22 protein-coding genes and 3 pseudogenes are annotated in these 17,416 nt (G+C 36.2%); 6 read left to right on the plus strand and 19 right to left on the minus strand.

The genetic code is table 11. The annotated features are described in order from the left end of the window. Nucleotides 1–48: 48 nt before the first annotated feature. The gene (gene phyC / locus NSQ37_RS16735) at nucleotides 49–1,200 is read right to left on the minus strand and encodes a 3-phytase (RefSeq protein WP_341124244.1); all 1,152 of its coding nucleotides are present in this window, start codon (nucleotides 1,198–1,200) and stop codon (nucleotides 49–51) included. A gap of 315 nt (nucleotides 1,201–1,515) precedes the next feature. Between phyC and NSQ37_RS16740 the strand changes: the two genes are divergently transcribed. Continuing rightward, nucleotides 1,516–1,941: an SDR family NAD(P)-dependent oxidoreductase gene (locus tag NSQ37_RS16740; RefSeq protein ID WP_003153663.1), complete on the plus strand. Its 426-nt coding sequence runs from the start codon at nucleotides 1,516–1,518 to the stop codon at nucleotides 1,939–1,941. 33 nt (nucleotides 1,942–1,974) lie between these two features. Here NSQ37_RS16740 and sprB read toward each other — a convergent pair whose 3' ends face one another. Both sprB and NSQ37_RS16755 read right to left on the minus strand, forming a co-directional pair. Beyond that, nucleotides 1,975–2,151: a recombination directionality factor SprB gene (gene sprB / locus NSQ37_RS16745; protein ID WP_139134430.1), complete on the minus strand. Its 177-nt coding sequence runs from the start codon at nucleotides 2,149–2,151 to the stop codon at nucleotides 1,975–1,977. A gap of 370 nt (nucleotides 2,152–2,521) precedes the next feature. Beyond that, nucleotides 2,522–2,857 (minus strand): DUF3221 domain-containing protein, encoded by a 336-nt coding sequence (locus tag NSQ37_RS16755; protein ID WP_223302487.1) that lies wholly within the window; start codon nucleotides 2,855–2,857, stop codon nucleotides 2,522–2,524. Between the two features lie 473 nt (nucleotides 2,858–3,330). On the opposite strand from NSQ37_RS16755, the gene NSQ37_RS16765 reads away from it, so the two are divergent. Continuing rightward, entirely contained in the window at nucleotides 3,331–3,567 is a 237-nt protein-coding gene (locus tag NSQ37_RS16765) for a hypothetical protein (RefSeq protein ID WP_007407922.1), read from the plus strand. Between the two features lie 125 nt (nucleotides 3,568–3,692). Next, a complete protein-coding gene (locus NSQ37_RS16770) occupies nucleotides 3,693–4,067 on the plus strand; it encodes a YoqO family protein (protein WP_015240044.1) in 375 nt (124 codons plus the stop codon). A 16-nt stretch (nucleotides 4,068–4,083) separates the two neighbouring features. On the opposite strand, the pseudogene NSQ37_RS21275 reads toward NSQ37_RS16770, so the two are convergent. After that, nucleotides 4,084–4,162, minus strand: a pseudogene (locus tag NSQ37_RS21275) (hypothetical protein); the annotation flags it as partial. A 125-nt stretch (nucleotides 4,163–4,287) separates the two neighbouring features. Continuing rightward, a complete protein-coding gene (locus tag NSQ37_RS16775; protein WP_025284885.1) occupies nucleotides 4,288–4,740 on the minus strand; it encodes a hypothetical protein in 453 nt (150 codons plus the stop codon). A gap of 362 nt (nucleotides 4,741–5,102) precedes the next feature. On the opposite strand from NSQ37_RS16775, the gene NSQ37_RS16780 reads away from it, so the two are divergent. Together NSQ37_RS16780 and NSQ37_RS16785 are read left to right on the plus strand one after the other, a co-directional pair. Next, a complete protein-coding gene (locus tag NSQ37_RS16780) occupies nucleotides 5,103–6,239 on the plus strand; it encodes a Rap family tetratricopeptide repeat protein (protein ID WP_332286248.1) in 1,137 nt (378 codons plus the stop codon). Then, a complete protein-coding gene (locus NSQ37_RS16785) occupies nucleotides 6,229–6,411 on the plus strand; it encodes a hypothetical protein (RefSeq protein WP_080130157.1) in 183 nt (60 codons plus the stop codon). Before NSQ37_RS16780 ends, NSQ37_RS16785 begins: the two co-directional genes overlap by 11 nt. Before the next feature lie 392 nt (nucleotides 6,412–6,803). Here NSQ37_RS16785 and NSQ37_RS16790 read toward each other — a convergent pair whose 3' ends face one another. The 10 genes and pseudogenes from NSQ37_RS16790 to NSQ37_RS16830 form a co-directional block, all read right to left on the minus strand. Next, nucleotides 6,804–7,016 carry an aldehyde dehydrogenase family protein gene (locus NSQ37_RS16790; RefSeq protein WP_157773903.1) on the minus strand — a complete coding sequence of 71 codons (213 nt, stop codon included), beginning with the start codon at nucleotides 7,014–7,016 and terminating at the stop codon, nucleotides 6,804–6,806. Next, complete coding sequence (locus tag NSQ37_RS21280; RefSeq protein ID WP_124693176.1) at nucleotides 6,934–7,143, minus strand: aldehyde dehydrogenase family protein; 210 nt, start codon at nucleotides 7,141–7,143, stop codon at nucleotides 6,934–6,936. The genes NSQ37_RS16790 and NSQ37_RS21280 overlap by 83 nt, the downstream gene beginning before the upstream one ends. A 112-nt stretch (nucleotides 7,144–7,255) precedes the next feature. Next, nucleotides 7,256–7,681 carry a selenium binding protein gene (locus NSQ37_RS16795; RefSeq protein WP_080130156.1) on the minus strand — a complete coding sequence of 142 codons (426 nt, stop codon included), beginning with the start codon at nucleotides 7,679–7,681 and terminating at the stop codon, nucleotides 7,256–7,258. Nucleotides 7,682–7,810: 129 nt separating this feature from the next. Beyond that, the gene (locus NSQ37_RS16800) at nucleotides 7,811–8,269 is read right to left on the minus strand and encodes an SMI1/KNR4 family protein (protein WP_041482154.1); all 459 of its coding nucleotides are present in this window, start codon (nucleotides 8,267–8,269) and stop codon (nucleotides 7,811–7,813) included. 2 nt (nucleotides 8,270–8,271) lie between these two features. Continuing rightward, nucleotides 8,272–10,071 carry a T7SS effector LXG polymorphic toxin gene (locus NSQ37_RS16805; protein ID WP_341124258.1) on the minus strand — a complete coding sequence of 600 codons (1,800 nt, stop codon included), beginning with the start codon at nucleotides 10,069–10,071 and terminating at the stop codon, nucleotides 8,272–8,274. Nucleotides 10,072–11,232: 1,161 nt separating this feature from the next. Further along, nucleotides 11,233–11,434 (minus strand): annotated as a pseudogene (locus NSQ37_RS16810) (DUF1093 domain-containing protein); the annotation flags it as partial. A gap of 158 nt (nucleotides 11,435–11,592) precedes the next feature. Beyond that, on the minus strand, nucleotides 11,593–12,405 hold the full coding sequence (locus NSQ37_RS16815) for an AlbA family DNA-binding domain-containing protein (RefSeq protein ID WP_080130237.1): 813 nt from the start codon (nucleotides 12,403–12,405) through the stop codon (nucleotides 11,593–11,595). 49 nt (nucleotides 12,406–12,454) lie between these two features. Next, entirely contained in the window at nucleotides 12,455–13,234 is a 780-nt protein-coding gene (locus NSQ37_RS16820) for a DUF4236 domain-containing protein (RefSeq protein ID WP_080130238.1), read from the minus strand. 94 nt (nucleotides 13,235–13,328) lie between these two features. Then, nucleotides 13,329–13,403: pseudogene (locus tag NSQ37_RS16825) on the minus strand (hypothetical protein); the annotation flags it as partial. Between the two features lie 239 nt (nucleotides 13,404–13,642). Then, nucleotides 13,643–13,894 carry a hypothetical protein gene (locus NSQ37_RS16830; protein ID WP_021493954.1) on the minus strand — a complete coding sequence of 84 codons (252 nt, stop codon included), beginning with the start codon at nucleotides 13,892–13,894 and terminating at the stop codon, nucleotides 13,643–13,645. A 69-nt stretch (nucleotides 13,895–13,963) separates the two neighbouring features. Between NSQ37_RS16830 and NSQ37_RS16835 the strand changes: the two genes are divergently transcribed. Then, nucleotides 13,964–14,146: a hypothetical protein gene (locus NSQ37_RS16835; protein WP_076425311.1), complete on the plus strand. Its 183-nt coding sequence runs from the start codon at nucleotides 13,964–13,966 to the stop codon at nucleotides 14,144–14,146. Nucleotides 14,147–14,159: 13 nt separating this feature from the next. On the opposite strand, the gene NSQ37_RS16840 is transcribed toward NSQ37_RS16835, so the two are convergent. From NSQ37_RS16840 to NSQ37_RS16855, 4 genes are all read right to left on the minus strand, one after another. Continuing rightward, entirely contained in the window at nucleotides 14,160–15,080 is a 921-nt protein-coding gene (locus NSQ37_RS16840) for a hypothetical protein (protein ID WP_076425313.1), read from the minus strand. A gap of 94 nt (nucleotides 15,081–15,174) precedes the next feature. Continuing rightward, nucleotides 15,175–16,281, minus strand: a complete 1,107-nt coding sequence (locus NSQ37_RS16845) for an AlbA family DNA-binding domain-containing protein (RefSeq protein ID WP_076425315.1) — start codon at nucleotides 16,279–16,281, stop codon at nucleotides 15,175–15,177. A 64-nt stretch (nucleotides 16,282–16,345) separates the two neighbouring features. Further along, nucleotides 16,346–16,972 (minus strand): hypothetical protein, encoded by a 627-nt coding sequence (locus NSQ37_RS16850; RefSeq protein WP_157773904.1) that lies wholly within the window; start codon nucleotides 16,970–16,972, stop codon nucleotides 16,346–16,348. 155 nt (nucleotides 16,973–17,127) lie between these two features. Continuing rightward, nucleotides 17,128–17,346, minus strand: a complete 219-nt coding sequence (locus NSQ37_RS16855; RefSeq protein ID WP_076425319.1) for a helix-turn-helix domain-containing protein — start codon at nucleotides 17,344–17,346, stop codon at nucleotides 17,128–17,130. Nucleotides 17,347–17,416: the final 70 nt, after the last annotated feature.

Genomic DNA, 17,416 nt, shown 5'->3' on the forward strand with positions numbered 1-17,416 from the left:
ACGCTCTTCACATCAAAAAGCAGCTTGGATAAGCTGCTTTTTTCATGTTTATTTTCCGCTTCTGTCAGTCAGTTTTCTCGGGTCAACCTGTTTATTGACCTGCGGGTGAAAGCCGATTTTATCAGCGATTCTTTCCCAAGGCACCATTTTAAAATTTTGATTGGCCTTTTGGCCGTGATCTATATTTTCTCCGTCCTGTGCGACAAAAAGGCCGAACGGATATTCAGGTCCCAGCCCGAAACCCAGAACGTCAATTCCGTCTGTATCGCTTGTGCCGTCTGTCTCAGACCCGTCTGTTATCTGAAAGTCCGCAACATATTTGTTCTGTCCCTGTCTTTCATAAATCGCGTAGCTGCTGTTACCCTGGCTTGATGCAAGCAGATAACCTTTCCCGTCAGCAGCGTAGTAAATCGTCAGTCCTTCAATATCAGGGGTTAAATGCCTGCCGTCGGCACGATCGATAACCGTTCCGTTACTGCCGCTGTCCGGCTCAGCGCTGAACTTCCAGATGGCCTCATCTTCTTCTGCGATATAAAGACTGCCGTATTCATCGTCTGCTGCCATCCCTTCTGTCTGAGAATTCATTTTAAACACCCTTACCTTTTTGCCGGATATGTATCCATTTTTATCAGCATTTAATTCGTATTGTTCAAATTCGCCTTCTTTCCCTGTCACCATCGCGTAATATTTTCCTGTTTTTTGACTGTGGTACAAGCTGAAACCGTATACTTCATCAATTGCTGACGCAATCGGGCGGTCTGGGTTCGTAATGCTTTGTAATGTGCCGTTTTTCCCGTCAATGGCGTAAATCTCAATGGTATTCTTTCCTTCAGACCGATTGGATGCCGCCGCAATATCGACTTTTTTTCCGTTCAACGGAAAATCATAGCGGATATCAACATTGTTCAGCTTCCCGGTAGGATAGGAATGAAGCATCTTTCCCTCTAGGCTGTACACGACTAAGCCTGATTTTTTATTGGTTGTGATCAATTTGCTGTTCTGAGGATTCTTGGGGTCCAGCCAAATCGCAGGATCATCAGCTGCATCACCTGCTGTATCAACCGGTTCCGTTTCCGCCGCCGCATTCACGGTAAAATGATAAGGATCAGACAGCTTATGCTTGGCCTGGGAAGAAACCGCACCGCATGTGAGCATCAATCCGGCTGCCGCGGTTAACAAAAGTGTTTTTGAATGATTCATTTTCCTTCCTCCTTTTATGAAAGTGTACTTCAATTGTAAAATACATACAGGAATGTCAGTGTTAAGTTTTTGTGAAGATTGTCCGCATGTGAGAATTTATGAAGAGAAAAAATTGACGTGAGCAAATATTTAAAATGAACATTTAGTACAATGTTTTATTTGTTATTTCTATTCTATTAACCAGGTAAAGCGATATAAAAGCGCATCAGATTAATGTTTTTCTCTAATTTTTGATTTATTGGTTTCTTTCATTAACTCGCTGAAATTGTTCAACATATGATGCATGGTAGAGAAACGAGAGTTGGAGGATAAGCCATGCCTAAACAGCAAGCAGTAGAGCTACAACCGTTTTTTCACGATAAAACTGTTCTCGTCACAGGCGGGACAGGATCAATCGGAAGCCAAATAGTAAAACGCCTTTTGCTCTTAACCCCTAAAGAAGTCATTGTGTTCAGCAAAGATGACAGCAAACAATATGTGATGAAACAAAAATACGCGGATGAACAAAGACTGTCGTTTGTGCTCGGCGATGTTCGTGACTACAGAAGAGTCAACCAAGTGATGAAAGGTGTTGATATTGTCTTTCACACAGCTGCGCTGAAGCAGGTTCCGACATGTGAGGATAATCCCTTTGAAGCCATTCAAACCAACCTTATCGGCGGACAAAATGTCGCCGAAGCCGCTTTGCTGCAAGAGGTGACGCATGTGATTAATATCAGTACCGATAAAGCTGTTTATTAAGATACTTACTACAAACAAATCAAAAAAAGAAGCTTACTCTGCACTCCTTTCCAAAGCAGCCTCCAATAAATGCTGAGCAAATTGTTTATAAAATTCATCTAAGTCATCACTGGCTTCATCCTGTTCTATATAGCGGATACTGTAATTATCTTTATGGACAACCTTTATTGTTTTCTTCTTCAATTCCTCATAACGTTGGTAAGGTTCCAAAACTACACCCCCGCTTTCACAGGAGTATTATATGTATGTAATGGTTCGTCTCTTGACTGTTCTTTCTTTATCAAAACCTCGCAAGCTTGTTCAAATGTATGGTTAACTTTTTTCTTTATCCAGCGTTCAGTACCGATCTCTTCGCATATGAATACGGGAATGCTGGTTTTATTCAAGGTGCCCACTAATTCAAAAATGTGTTCTTGGCATGTGCCTTCTCCTTGCACTTGAGTCAACAATCGTCAAATAAATCCCGGAGCAGGAATAAGCCACCGCGAATGAAGAATGACGTGAGGTTTGAAGACATTATTTCGGTTCAATATGCCGCTTAAGTTTTGAAGCGGTATCCCTGAGAATTAAAGAATACGTACTAAATCCTTTCAAACTTTGAGATGTTTGTTTTTGGCGGTGAAGATTCATTTAATCTTTTATACAAAATACGAATTTTTTGTCCTTTGCTCAAGTCATCTTTATTGTTAAGTTGACTAAGTCCCAGTAAAACTATATCCGATCTATACTTTTTAATAATCTCTTTTTCACTAAGATTTTTAAAGTCTTTAGCATCAGCTTTTTCATTAGGTATGAGAATTGCTTGATTCTCTCCTTTAAAAATGACATAGCCGACCATGGTTTGCTCAACTTCCATAAAATGTTTGTTATGTTGGTTTTGACACCCTAATGTTATACATAACAAAATTAACAGCATTATAAACACTCTATACAAGTTCAAACCGCCCTTCTTGCATATTTGTAACAAGAATAAAACACTGGCTTAGGAAATGACAGACTAAAACGCCTTATGTTTATGAATTTAAACAAATTCCCCCCCTAGACAAATGGAACACGGCGAGGTCTTCACCATTATAGAACCGCACAATTGCATCATGAAATATTCAATTGACTGATCAACCACATCACCTTCTTTAAGCGATCTAATGTTTATATTATAAGGTCCTATAAGTCTATACAGCCTTTCCGCTTAATCATTTTGCTTATCTATAAGCAGTTTACATTAACTAAGGGTATGTACAGTTTTTCAGACATGTTCAGCTTGTCCTTGAAATGCCGGATTGCTTTATCTTGTTCTTTACTTAAAATGTTTATCATTTAATCATGCTGACTTAATATAATGTTTAAGTGTTTTTATATGGGGGGAATATGTGTAAGGAGGCGGTTTATTTGAAAAACGATCAGAAAATAACACTTGACTCTTCTTTTGCGTTATCCACTCTTATTGTCTTACTTATTGCATTGTACCCGTCCTATTCTTCTTGGTTTGTCACAATATTCTTTTTAGGATTTGCACTGATATACACATTTGAAAAAAAGAGCAAATCTTCAAAACTAATTGCTGTTATCTCTTATCCATTATTTATTGTTGCGTTTGTTTACAGCATAATAAACAGCATGTCATGATCCACTCTAAATTTGTTCTTAAAATTACGATTTTAAGTTAAGTTTAAACTGCATTATGTTGAGAATATCACCTTTAATTGGTAAGCTGATATCTAAGGTCATACTTATACAAAGCAGGTGATATATTGAACAAAATAATCGGAATGACCGGATTAATTATCTCCTTACTTGTGCAAGGGTTCTCAGCAAGTGATTCATTGACTCATAAGATCGCCATGGCTTGTCTATTTTTGTTCTTATTGGTTTATAATTTTAACCATACTAAGGAGTTCTCTAAAAAGTCTCTGGCGATTATAGGCGCTTCCTTTATTGTGCTAATGCTTGGAATTTATCAATTGCTCTTTTTTACTGGTGATTACTTTGAAAGTCGCGGTTTAAATTTTGGATTTATCCTCTTACTTGAAATTGTTTTAGTTATTGGATTAGTGACTGCTGCGCTGAGTTTAATTAAGCATATTGCAGACCGCTTAAGGAAAACACCTGATGGTAAAGAGCGTTGACTCTTTGCCTTTTTTTAGCTAACCATTTCTTTTTATGCCGTCTTTCTATGTACAAAATCAAACGCAATATCGACTTTTGCCGGCTCTCTTCTGTCAAATGATGAATTGACTCCAGACATTGCATCTTAATGGACTCTTTTTCATTTTTCACCAGAATTTCTCGATCAATTACCTTTTTGACTCCAGTCGCATTGCTCTCTTTGATAAGAACTCTACATTTCTAATAGCAAGATTGAATATTGTTTGTTAATACACTTGGCCCCAACTTTTGCGTCTTAGAATTTGAAAGGCGCACTTGCACTTTAACATTTGTCATTTCAGCTGATATGGAATCAACCCTTCCAGCCCAATTAGGGCTCTCTTCCTCGGGAGTCGGATATAGTTTAAATCGCCAACTGACCTCTCCTGTTTTGGAGGCAAATCCTTCATAACCGTCGTAGCTTCCATAAGAAGATGGTTGAGGAAGGTGGACAGCAAGAATACTCATATTCGTTCTTGCAGCACTTGGCGGGTATAACTGCACTTTATAGATTAGTGCCGCACCCTTCGCATTTTTCAGTTTTTGATTTACCGGTTCGAGTACTGCACTACAAGGCATTGGACTTGCTTTCATTTGAGTTGGAGAGGCAATAACAGCAGCCAATAACGGTATAACCAAGATAAATCGTTTCATCTACATTCCCTCACATTTGTTAATTTCCCTTACTCCCGCCTTGAATATTCATCACTTTTGAATGGTTAGCTTCATTAAAAGGTGAAAAAGGCAGTACTGGAGCTAAAGGAGCTACTGGTGCTGCCGGTAAAGATGGAAAATCAGCATATGAATTAGCGTTCAACAAGTTTTCTCAGGAACATTAGATGAATGGCTAGCTTCACCAAAAGCAACAGCAAACTGATCACGTACCCTTCTCTAACAAGGAGGATTCTATCGCATTCCATACCGAATTGAGAAATTAAGAAAAAACACCCTTCCCAACATATTACATTATGATAAAATATTACATAATCAGACGAAATGCTAGGAGGGTGATTTTTTTGGAGCAATTGATCTCTTCTTCAAAAGTTGGCTTAAAAATCAATGAATGGTACAAATACATAAGATTGTTCAGTGTTGCAGATGCAGAAATTCTAAAGGATGAAGTTGAACAAGAAATAGAGCATATGGAAGAAGATCAAGACTTATTGTTGTACTATTCGCTCATGTGTTTTAGACATCAATTAATGCTTGATTATCTTGAACCAAAAACCATGAATGAAGAACGCCCAAAAGTTTCAGACTTATTAGAAAAGATCGAAAGTAAACAAAGTGATCTAAAAGGAATTCTTGAATATTATTTTAACTTTTTTCATGGGATGTATGAATTTGAACAATACGAATATCTTAAGGCAATAAGTTTTTACAACCGAGCTGAAAAGAAGTTAGCCGTTGTCCCCGATGAAATAGAGCGAGCTGAATTTCACTATAAGGTAGCTGAAGTGTACTATCACATGAAGCAAACCCACATGTCTATGCATCATATCGTTCAAGCAATAGAAACCTACAAAGCGCACGAAACGTACTCAATAAGAGTAATCCAATGTTCATTCGTCATCGGTCTGAATTATTTAGACATGGAGTATCCAGAAAAAGCAATACCGCATTTCATGAATGCATTAAAACAAGCACAAGAAATTGATATGCCACGGTTAATAGGTTCTTCTTTGTACAATCTCAGTTTATGCTCATTTACAACAGGAAATATGGAGAAAGCATTGGAGTATTTTAAAGAAGGCGTCTCAATTTATCAAAGTAATTCTCTTCACAATTCTAGCCGACTACTAGACATACTTCTAATGTTGGCAAAAACGCACTTTAAATTGTTCAACACGGTTGAGGGAAAACAGGTTTGTAAACAAGGTCTCACGCTATCAAAGGCGTTGAACGATGACGTATTAGGAAAAATGTTTGATTTTCTTATGGGTTTATTCGTTGAGAATGACAAAGACCGACTATTTAAAATCTTAGATTACTTAGAATCAAAAGCTATGCTTTCAGATGTGGAAGACCTAGCGACTGATGCAGCAATGTATTATAATGTAAATGAAGACCATAAAGTAGCTACCGCCTTTTATGAGAAAGTGCTTTATGCCCGAAAACAAATTCAGAGAGGGGATTGTCTTTATGAAATTTAAACTTACATCTGCTTTTATTTTTTTAGTTATTTTACTTGGGTTTGCCGGACATTATCTTCTTGACGGCCACAAAGTTTTTAAAGAAGCCCGAAGAGGCCACACAGCCAGTATCCACATCGCGCTTGATCACCATAATGACTTCTCAACGGAACGCCGAGGGCAAACCGCATAAATGTTTTGGCACTCCCATATAAGGGGGTGTTTTTTTATGCTCTGTGTTCACCTGTTAAACCTGCTCTATGCAATGTTGTGCTCCAGGTGTATAAAAGATCGCTTTTGATCTGTATTTATTTCTGCTCAAAAAGAGGAATAAACAAATGTTTACTCCTCTAACTCAAGAAATAACAGGGCCTTCCTCATTTCAAATACAATTAAGAGACTAATTCGGAACTCTAAAGGTTTACCCTTTGTTTGAAATATTAAAGCATACTGCTTTGTTCAGTCATCTCCTGATAGAATATTTTATTCCTTCCCATCCTAAGCCCGATCCCTCTCCCCACCAAAAGGCATAGCGTCTATCCGATAATCAGAACCATGGTTTACCATGACTCAACCAACATCCAATTAATTTATAGCTTTAAAAGCCGCATTTATATTCTGAGTAAAGATTCCAACTTGTAAACCATAGGATACATCATTAGATTTTGAAATAGCGTTTTCAAGATCTTCAATTGAAACAACAGGGCCAAAAACTTCACTTAGTAGCAAGCCTACAGTCGTGAGGTATGCACTCAAAACCTGTTGGATAATAAAATGATCCCTCTCTTTTTCCACCACAAAGCAAGTCTGCCCCTTTTTCAAAATCCTCATTTACCCAAGACTCAACTCTATTTGCTTCTTCAACAGAAATCGTAGGCCTAATAGATGAACAGGATTTTAGAACAACAGATGTTGGTTGTTGTATAACTAATGCACCCGATAGTTTAAGTGTAACCCTTCACAATCTTTTTAGGCCTAACTCTGATTTAATGTGTGGAGTGGTTTGAAAAAGACGCTCGCCCTTTTCCATGATAGAACTAATGGCCTCTAAATTCATGAAGGAGATCACTTAACTCTTCGTTCTTTTTAATAAAATGATAAAGGTAATCCTCTGTAATAATAAACTGTTTTCCATGCTTATGTTTAGTTGCTAAAGTCTGTTTACCATCACCATCGGTTATTCGAAAGCTATGAATAATTCTATTTCTCATTTCAATGATTTCAGAAAAACACGAAGTAATTTTTGCACCTGAAAACTTAGTTATAGTTTCCTTTATTGGTTGACTAAGTTGACCAGAAGTATAGTCAATTAATTCTTGCCAATTAAACCTGTTTTCCACATCATTTTTAAGTATATTTTCAATGATAAATGCATTGTTAGAGTTGAAAACACAGATTGCGCTTCCTAACAACTCCCTATACTTTCTTGACGGTAAAGACTGCTTACTATATTCTTCATACATTTTCACTATTCTCCTCGCTGTTCAAGGTAAACTTTATTCCTTTTATTCATTCATAAATTATTTATTAATCTCGTGGCATGGCGCTAAATCATCGAATGTTCTCATCAGCGTTTCAGAGGATTTACCAAGTTAATCGTCCCAATCTTCGTCCTCTTCCCAATTTTCTTTTGCTTCTTCAAGCTCTTCCAAGAAAAATTGCAGAAAGTTATCTGCAACCTTGTCACCATAACCGGCTTCATTTGCCCAAACTATTACTGGACATTCGTCGTTTTCCATTTTGTTTGTATCAAGGCAATAAGAGAATTCATCTACATCTTCTATAACGATAATACCGTCACTTAAATTATAATAAGTTCTATATTCCTCAGTAACTGTAACAACCCTTGCAGAAACTTTCCCATGGCCTAGTATATTTACCCCGTAAATTCCACCGGAGCCATATTTATTTAAAAACCACTTATAACTCTCGGGAAGTTTTACATTTAAACGATTTTGTATCTCTTTGATTTTTTCTTCACTTATTCCGCCTGTAAAATCATCATCTTCAGCGTTTTCTTTAATAAATTCTTCAATTTCATGATAAGTCATTGTTACATTTCTCCTTTCTCAAATTGGCTCGCTCTCCATTTCCAATATCTTCGTTGGAAGCTTTTATACTGATTCCGCAACTCCCTGTCATTTCTAAAACTTTCCCCACCTTTTTTCAATCCATGGAGAACTTTTTTATTATTTTGATGAACAGAAGCTGGAATTTCCACCATCGTTCCTGGCTCTTCTTGAATTAAATGATGTAAGTTGATTTTTGTGCCATCATTAGCAAAAGGAGCGTCACCTTTTTTCATAAGTTGTAAATTTGTTTTTCCGCTTTCAGCATCAACTTTGTTTATATCAATATCTTTCAACGTGTATACTCTTCGACTTACATCTTTAGTTTTACCCGAAGCTTTTACCTTCCCTTTAACTTCAAAGGCGCCATACTTCTCTTTATTTAGCCAAGGGAGAGTTAATTCCTTACCTGTAAACGGCTTTCTACTCTCATCTAATTTCTTCGCATTAGTTAATAGTTGATTTTTAAGGTTTTGGCTGTCAACCACATTGTATGGTACGTCACCTGCCAGAGCAAGATCATATTTAGAGTTATAAGGAAGCAGTTCTGGAAGTTTAACGTCTTTAATTTTCTTCCCTGCCTGTCCTGCCTTGTTTATGACTTTCCCCGCCGCATCAGCTTTGTTAACGGCTCCTGCGCCTCCGACGACAGCCACAGCTGCTGAACCAATTGCATATGTCACCCATCTTGATCGGGAATACGCATCTCCATTTACCATATCTTTTTGATACGACTCTTCAATTGCCTCTGCAACAGCATCATATGTTTTAACAGGATGAAGTACTGCATTCCCCAGTGCTGACAAGGTTTCTCCCGGATCGGTTATGAAGTCCCATAGACCGGTTACCGTGTCTTTCCCGACATCATATAAACCAACGCCGGCTCCTTTTAATATATCCCAAGTCACCTCTCCGGCTTCTTCCAGCTGTTTTGCTTGTTCAAGCTGAATGACATATTGCTGCTGGGAAGGTTCAAGGTTTTCATAGCCGATCTTCTTCGCAATTTCCAAATATTCATCCGGATCGGCCACACCGTCGGCGAGTTTTTTCTTCAGATCCTTGATTTCCCGTTCTTTCGCCTCTTCCTTTTTAATCGTCAAATAAGCATCCGAATGTCTTGCAATCTCGCCTTTTTTCTTATGTATGTCACTTTCCCTGTATGCTTTGGCGTTATAGTGAAGTGGTGTTGCGTTTTTCCCTTTACCCGTGGCATTTTGAAGCTGCTGAAAATCTGCCTGAATGAAATGTTCGTTTGCCTCGGTTTCTGCGTATTCTTTCGTTAGATCATGATCAAGCTTGCCGAGCTTATGTATGGTTTCGCTTCTTTTTTTGTCAGCTGAAGAGAGCTTCTGATCCGTGTTTTCGGTTGAAAACAGATCAAGCGAGATGATGTCTTCGATCTCTCCGAGGATGGAGCGCATGTCCTTTTTCTGCTCTTCCATAATTGCCTTTGATTTATTTAGGGCGTGGGTGAGCTCGTGTTCCAGAAATGATTCCTCCACATGTGAATTGGAAAGTCCGGCATCTTCGACTTTGCCGGGAAGGCTTGTGAGAAATGCGATTTTCATGTCGATCAGATCAAGCCAGCTGTCTGTGACGCCGGCGTGGTCCTTAAAAAAAGCTTTGATGTTGTCTGCGCCTTTGCCTGAAAACTCACTGTCATCTAAGTCAGCCATTCCCTGATAGGCTTTCCTGAGAGTGATAAATTGCGTTCTTAGTTCCTTGTACTCTTTGGTTCTTTTATCCACTTCAGAAAGTAATGACTTCGCTTCAAACACCTTCATATCATTCTCCTTTTTCTGACACTCAACAGTCTAAATTTTACCATAGTATAGGAGAGTTAATGCTATTCCTATAGTTATTTTTACTCAATCCATAGTCCGACTCCTACGGCTATTGATCGAGATTACGGCACTACAAAAAAACTATATGCGCGATGATTGGGTGCAATTTAAGGGGAACGTTTATATATCGGATGAGGAAAAGAAGCGAGGTCTATCAGATAGCACGATAAATACACGCTTAAAAACACTGCGAGTAATGTATAACACCTTGGAGAGCGAAGGACTTATTCAGTAATTTATCTTTTATGTCTAATTCACCGAAATCACGAAGTTTACGCCTGCATATTCGTTTAATCGGTTTCCCCTTCCGAACATCATCCATAAAAAAAGAACGCCTCCTATTCCAGTTTAATAGAATAAGAAACGTTCAAACACGGTAACGGCCCACCGCTACCCTGTGCCTTAATACGCCTAAGTCATCGACTAAGTCAACGCAATAAAAAACGGCTAGAAACGTTGATATAACGCCTCTAACCGCCGTGGATGATTCCGACTGGGCTCGAACCAGAGACCTCTACCCTGTTAAGGACGAGACACGTATTCTGACTAATCTTTAACAATCCTAAATAATTGCCCAAACCCTTGTCATATCAAACTTCATGGGATTTAGTTTTCTGATTGATATTTGTTGTTTCTAAGTAGTTTAAAATGTTTGTGTGACTCCATGGTACACGAAAAGACCCGCTGAACAATTAGTTATGGAGTAACAAAACAAGACTCCATCATTGCCGACATAATTAAAGTAGTGTACAAATCAACATACCTTCACCTGAGGGTATGCAAAAGAACAGTTTCATTGACTAAAATCAAATTGAGTTAGTTCGAAAAACGCGACTTCGAAAATTTAGGTATCGCTCACCTTGGTCTCACTCTGCATTTTTGTAGACTGAACGATTCTTCACCCAGAAAAAGGAAATGTCTGTTTTGATCCAAAAGGCAATTTGTTCGTTTGCTCTAAGGAGATACACTATATACAATATATAGAGTGGACAGCAGCGCACTAGATTTGGAAGAGTGTTCCGACCTTTGACCTGATCGGAATAAAGTTCCGATTGATATTCTCTTTGTTCAATTTCATCATTCCTTTAATACAGGTCGTTGTTATTTCTCTAGATTAAATCGGTCTTTGATCTTTTCTGGCAGTTTTATCGGATTTAATAGCTTCAGGTTCTCCAGTATATCCGTTATGGCTCCTCGGCACACGTACAATATCCCCTTCTCGATAAGGCTTTTCAACAAAGAAAGAGACCATCTTTTTCTATCCTTTCTCGTTATACCCTTCTAAATTGTAAACGTAGTTGCTAAACTTATGAACCCAGCAGCTCCTATAATTGTAGATATAATGTAAATTAAGTAAATCCATAAGTCTTCTCCCCTAAGAAAAATTCAGATCCCTCTAATTAAATTCGTATTTTAAGGAGACAAGACTACGGCACTCTCTTGTCCCCTCAATTTTTTGTACTAATTTCTCCAAAAATTTAATTGCTCTGCTACTTCCAAAATACCTTCAATTCTTCTTTTCTTTTTATCAATCATTGTTGCTATAAACTTATCAAAAGATTCAGCCGGATAATGTGGATTTTTTCTATTAGTGTAAAGCTGTGCTGCAAATGTTTGTGCGAGAGATGTAAAAGCATAACTTTTGTTGTTATATTTATTAATATTCCCATATAAACATCTCAATTGTTCTATATGCTCATTCAAAGTTAACGATGAAAGATCGTGATACGTACTATGAACTCGTTTTTTGACCATTTCCTCTATTTCATGGCTGTTTGCCTCTTCAACAGACGTGTTTCTTCTTACATAAATTCTGTTTACTTTGATTCCTGTTGTTTCTTTCTTTGCTAAGAATGGAATGTATCTCAATTGCTTTGGAATGTATACAACAAAAAAAGCTTTTCCTTTCAAATCACCGTAAACATCTTCGTCGGAGTATTTTAAAAGTTGAGAAAAAAACTTAAGCTCATCAGGTACATAATTCCTCAATTTCTTCTCAAAAACTGTTTTATCAAAGTTGTCATCTAATTGTAGCCCAACTGGCTTATATTCTTTATCTTCAATACCAAAAACAATCATTCCTCCACCTGAATTCGCCATTGCAAGGAGAAGCTTTGCTAATTTAAATTCTTCAATTATCTTCTCCTTATAATCAAGAAAATTTGTCTCCCCGTATAAGGAATTGACAAACTCTTTAAATGAACCCACATCAAATTTTTCGTTTTTTATTACATCAAAAAAATCTTGGTAGCCTATTTGCTTTATTTCATCCATTGAATATATACCTACTTTACTTTAAAGTCTAAGTTCACTTAAAAATTCATTAGTTAATATCAAGCAGTTGCTCTTTTTTCTTCGCGAACTCTTCTTCGGTTATTATTCCTTGATCCCTAAGCTCAGCAAATTGTCTAATTTGTTCAGGGACATTCGAGCTTGAAAAAGACACATCATTCATATTTTGATTTGATTGCTCTGCTATCTTTTCTTGGATATATGCGAAAATTTCGTCAATGCTTCCTTCATCAATTGTTGAAACTGAAATTTCTTTCCCGGCATAATCAAAGATTAGTTTATAACCCGTTAGCCCACTTTTAACTTTTACATGATCAATCAGATTATAATCAAATTCCACAATCTCGTACTTTGCATATTTATCACCATAATGCAATAACCTATCTGGCATTGCAAAAAGAACGCCGGCATTTCCCATGAAACCATTTAGATTCCCTCTAACGAAAGTCACTATTTGATCTTGATTTATTCGATTGGCTGCATGACTAAATATTTTTTGAAGATCTTTAGATGGTTTTTTATATTTTTTACTCAAGGAACTATAGACTTCCTGAATAGGGTTTTGGAATGAAGTAGCTTGAACTCTTGCCTGATCTGAAGATATTGTTTTATTTTTAGACCTTTTAGAATTCACGGTATTACTATAAGAAATACCCGTACCTGGAATTCCTACAGTGGTTGTGGTTCTACCTTTAGTGTTTGTTGATATACGTGCCCCTTTAACACCGGCACTGATGCCGACACTTTTTGAGTTAATGTTCAGTTTAACTCCTGGAGCAATTTTGACACTTTTTCTAAATTTAAACCCCATTGTATACCCCTCACTTTTGGTTAGTTAATTTTTCCTATGCCTTACTCTATCATCATTTGATTATTTTTTCCATCTGCTATCTCCTTATATCTAGTTAAAGTCTCTTCCATTCAACATACTCAAATCGATGCTGATAAAGGTCTTCCAGGATTGCGGCCCATTCAATCCAGTACACCTGGACACTCCTCACCTAGTAATAACTTCAATTTGTCTTATGGCAGAAGTGGCTTTAAACTCTGTATGTAGCTCGTTTGAGATCACTAAAGCTTCTGACATTGTAGTAAACTTAGAAGCGCCATGACCCCCTTAGATACTATATAACCACTGCCTTTTAATTTAAATGACTTGAAGTAATAGTAATTATTATTTTCAAATTAAATAATAAAAAGGTATCGATAACCGGCATAGCTAACTCCTCTTCAGCAGACCAGCAATTTTTATGGCCAGTGGCAGCAACCCAATTAATATGTAAAACACCATGATATTTATTTTATTCTTAAAGAACAGTTCAATCATATTTTGCTCCATACCTGGTGGAAATGAATCAATCAGTTCCTGCTTAAACTCTTCATCATAAACCTGATCAACAAATAAGGCCTTAAATCCCGTTAGAAAGCCAACACCAAGCCAGAGTATTAAGAAATATGCTATTCCAATCAAATTAAAGCCCTCCTTATATACATCGTCTGGTATTATAGTAGTGTTAAATACTTTGTGTAGGTGAAATAAATGAAAGAGAAAGATTTTGAGACTAATGGCTACGATGTAACAGTTGTATATGATTATAAGGAGTACCCCGATGTTAAATATGGACGCTGCGACAATTGCAATTATACTTTGTTCAAAAGCTCTGTAAAAAGCGGTATATTCTTGCGTGAATGTCGGCGATGTGGTATGAAAAAGAGCATTTAGTTTAATGCTCTTTTCAGTAAAACTCTGTGTCTATTTCATAAATTTTAATAGTAGGAACAACTGCTTCACCATCAAAAGTTTCGATAGTCTCCTTTCCAATCGCAGTTGCTTTAACACCAACAAGAACAGATCTTTTTTCAGAAGTGCCTGCTTCAATTTGTTTTTTTAATTCCCAGGTTATACTCCCAACATCACTTTTCACAGTTTTTTTCCCGATATAACATTTTATAATGTCTTTGTTTGCATCTCTTAAAAGAAAATAAGGGTTAGCCAATTTAAGATGTCTCCACTCTGACATCCATAGATAACCTAACAAATAAAAAGCATGACCAAGTTTTTTATTTTCAATATCATTACTTAATTTTCCTCGATCCTGTATCAAGTAAAGAACACACTGATCTTGCAATTCTCCATATATCTTTCTTTGAATCTCCTTATCATATGCAGCAAGTTCTTTTTTCAAAGTAAAGAAAGATCTCACACTAATAAGCTTTTGAATATATGGTTTAGTAATTTCCTTTATTGATTTATTTACAGTTACAGTGGCGCGATTGGAAATTTCTGTATTATAAGACCCGCTATTATTAAAATAGGTTTGCTCTTCTTCTAGTGGCACAACCCACTTTACCTCATTGTATTTTGTCCTTTTTTCATTTACTTCAAATACATCCACATATTCATCAGGAATTAGATAACTACAACCATTTATATGGTTGTTTGGCTTACCGTTTGGTAGTCTCCGCAAAAAGAAATATGGTTTAGGGTTCTTACCACACCCCTTATTATGACTTAATTTAGCGTTGCAATTTGTATTTGGACAATAAAAAACTTGGCTTCTATCCTTCATTATTTTTGTAACATCTCTTGCATAAATCGATTTTAAAGTTCCATTTACCTCTATATGTGCTTTTTGAATTGATCTTCCTCTCCCCATTGTAGTTACTTACCTCCATTAAATTTTCTTTTAATTACGAATGAGGATGGGAAAAGTTTCAAACTTCTTTATAAAACACTTCTTTTATTAAATTTTATTTTTTCCCCTCTCTAAAGCCATATAACATTTCCCTAAGGACTTTCCCTGTTATAATTTGGCTCTTTTTAACCTCGTTGTCTGTTGAGTAGTAGGCATCTTCCTTATCTTTAAATTTAGACAGGAATTGATTTTGATTGACTTGAACATAATCAGCAAAATCTTCTTTTTCTGCTTCAGAATTGAATACTAAGATTACTTCAAAGAAATTCCTTCGTGCTATTATTCCCTCATAATTTTCTTCATTAAGTAAAAGGTCATTCAATTTATAATCGTTTTCATTATGAATATAATATCTAAAACTAAACTTTTCATTTATATCAAAAACAATAAAACCCCATTTAGGAGTGACTACTCTAAAACGACCAGCATCCAAAATTGCTGTATTGTATCCCTCTAATATAGTTCCATTAAATTTTAATTTAATCTTTTGATAACTTGTGTGCTCATTATCCATACAGTATGAATAAAATGCAGGATCTCCACTTTCATAGTCGCCATATTCCAATGAATATTCGGGATTATAGAGGTGATAAAAACCCACTTCATTTTCAACCCAATCATTCGAGTTATTTAGCAGAAATGATACTCTTTCAATTACTGTCTTGTTCAAGCCAAACCTCTTTTTCCATAAAGACTCTATAGTAGAGAAACTTGCCCCTTGATCAATTGGTGTATTTGTATCACCAAATCTGCTGTAAACAATGCCTTGTTTAATTTTTTTATAACTTTTTCCCCTTTTGGAGAGAATAAATGGAACTGAATAAGAATTTAATATAATTAATATGTCCAATGCTTTTCCTTCTATCTCAATATGTTCAAGTTTAATGTTTGGGGTTTCCCCGGAAAAAGGAAAGCTGTTAACCATATTGATCAAATCAGCTTGTTTTTTTCTTTCGTGCTCACCAAGACCAACTACTTCACCATCATCTTTAACACCGACTATAATAAAACAGTCTCGATCATGAACAGTATTAGAGAAGCATAAAATATCGTGAATTAAAAGTTCATTAAAAGAATGCCACTTTTCTTTGAAGTCCCAAAAGTCACCTTCTCTCTTTAATCTGATTAAATCTTTAACTAGTCTAATTAGGTTATAATTCATTTTACTTATGACTCTCCCCAAAATCGTAGTTTTATATGGATTGAAAGACTATTGAAAATAACGTTTAATGATTATATTCTTCAACCCCCGCAGAAGATAATACAACAGAGTAAGTTGAATTACCGATCATTATATTGTCAACTCTTTTTATTGCTTTAGAATAAAGTTTAGAAAGGTTTTGAGGGAATTGATAATAAAGTGGTTGTTTGGCTATTTCACTCCCTATAAAATTTACTGTTTCATCTGTAAGCAAGTCCTCTTGATCCGGATTGTTGGAGTGCATCTTTATAGCCGCCTCTCTTTCGACTCCAATGTAGTCATCATCTGAAGAAAAAGAGTATAATTTCGGCTGATTTTGATTTATATATCCGAGGAAAAACACCGAAATTGGGGGTATGTCAGGATAACTTGTTTCAAAAAATGTTTTTCCATTCTTAAATGCCTCTTTGAAAAATATTAGAGGATCAATATAATTGTTTATTCCATCTATTTTCGCATCAATGTATTCAAATGCTTTTTTTGCTATATCTGCTCTTCCAGCAAAAGAAACAATGTACTTATCCTTTATAATCTTAATCTTCCTGTAATCATCAGAAACTACCTCAAATCCTTGACCAAAACCGTTAGATTTGGTTACTCTTTTATCAGCAGTCATAATTATGCTATTATCTGAAATTACTGTTATCACCATCGTCATTCATTCATCATGCCCTTTCCATAACAAACTTTATTGAATCCTTGGAACACAATGTCCTAGATGTCTTATATCTGGTTAAAAGTACGATTTTATGTGGACTCAGAAAATTTGAAAGTATTTACTGTTCTTGTAACTTTAGTATACCATGATCACTTTAAGTGATCAATATCTTTTTTGTAAATCAACAGCTCATGCAATTCAATGTCTAAATATGTACAGACTTTATCCAACAGATCCCTTGGGTATCGCTCCATTTCGTCATGATACAGCTTCCTGACTGTGTTAAAACCATGATTAATATCATTGGACAGCTTTCGAATACTGATATTCCTTTCGTCTAATATTGGCTTTAAATTTGATTTAATCAATATTACTACCTCGCATTCATTATGTATGATCACTTTAAATTATCATTATATCCATAAAAAAGGTCAAGGA

This window comes from Bacillus sp. FSL P4-0334 (assembly GCF_038004825.1).
Taxonomy (GTDB): Bacteria; Bacillota; Bacilli; order Bacillales; family Bacillaceae; genus Bacillus; species Bacillus velezensis.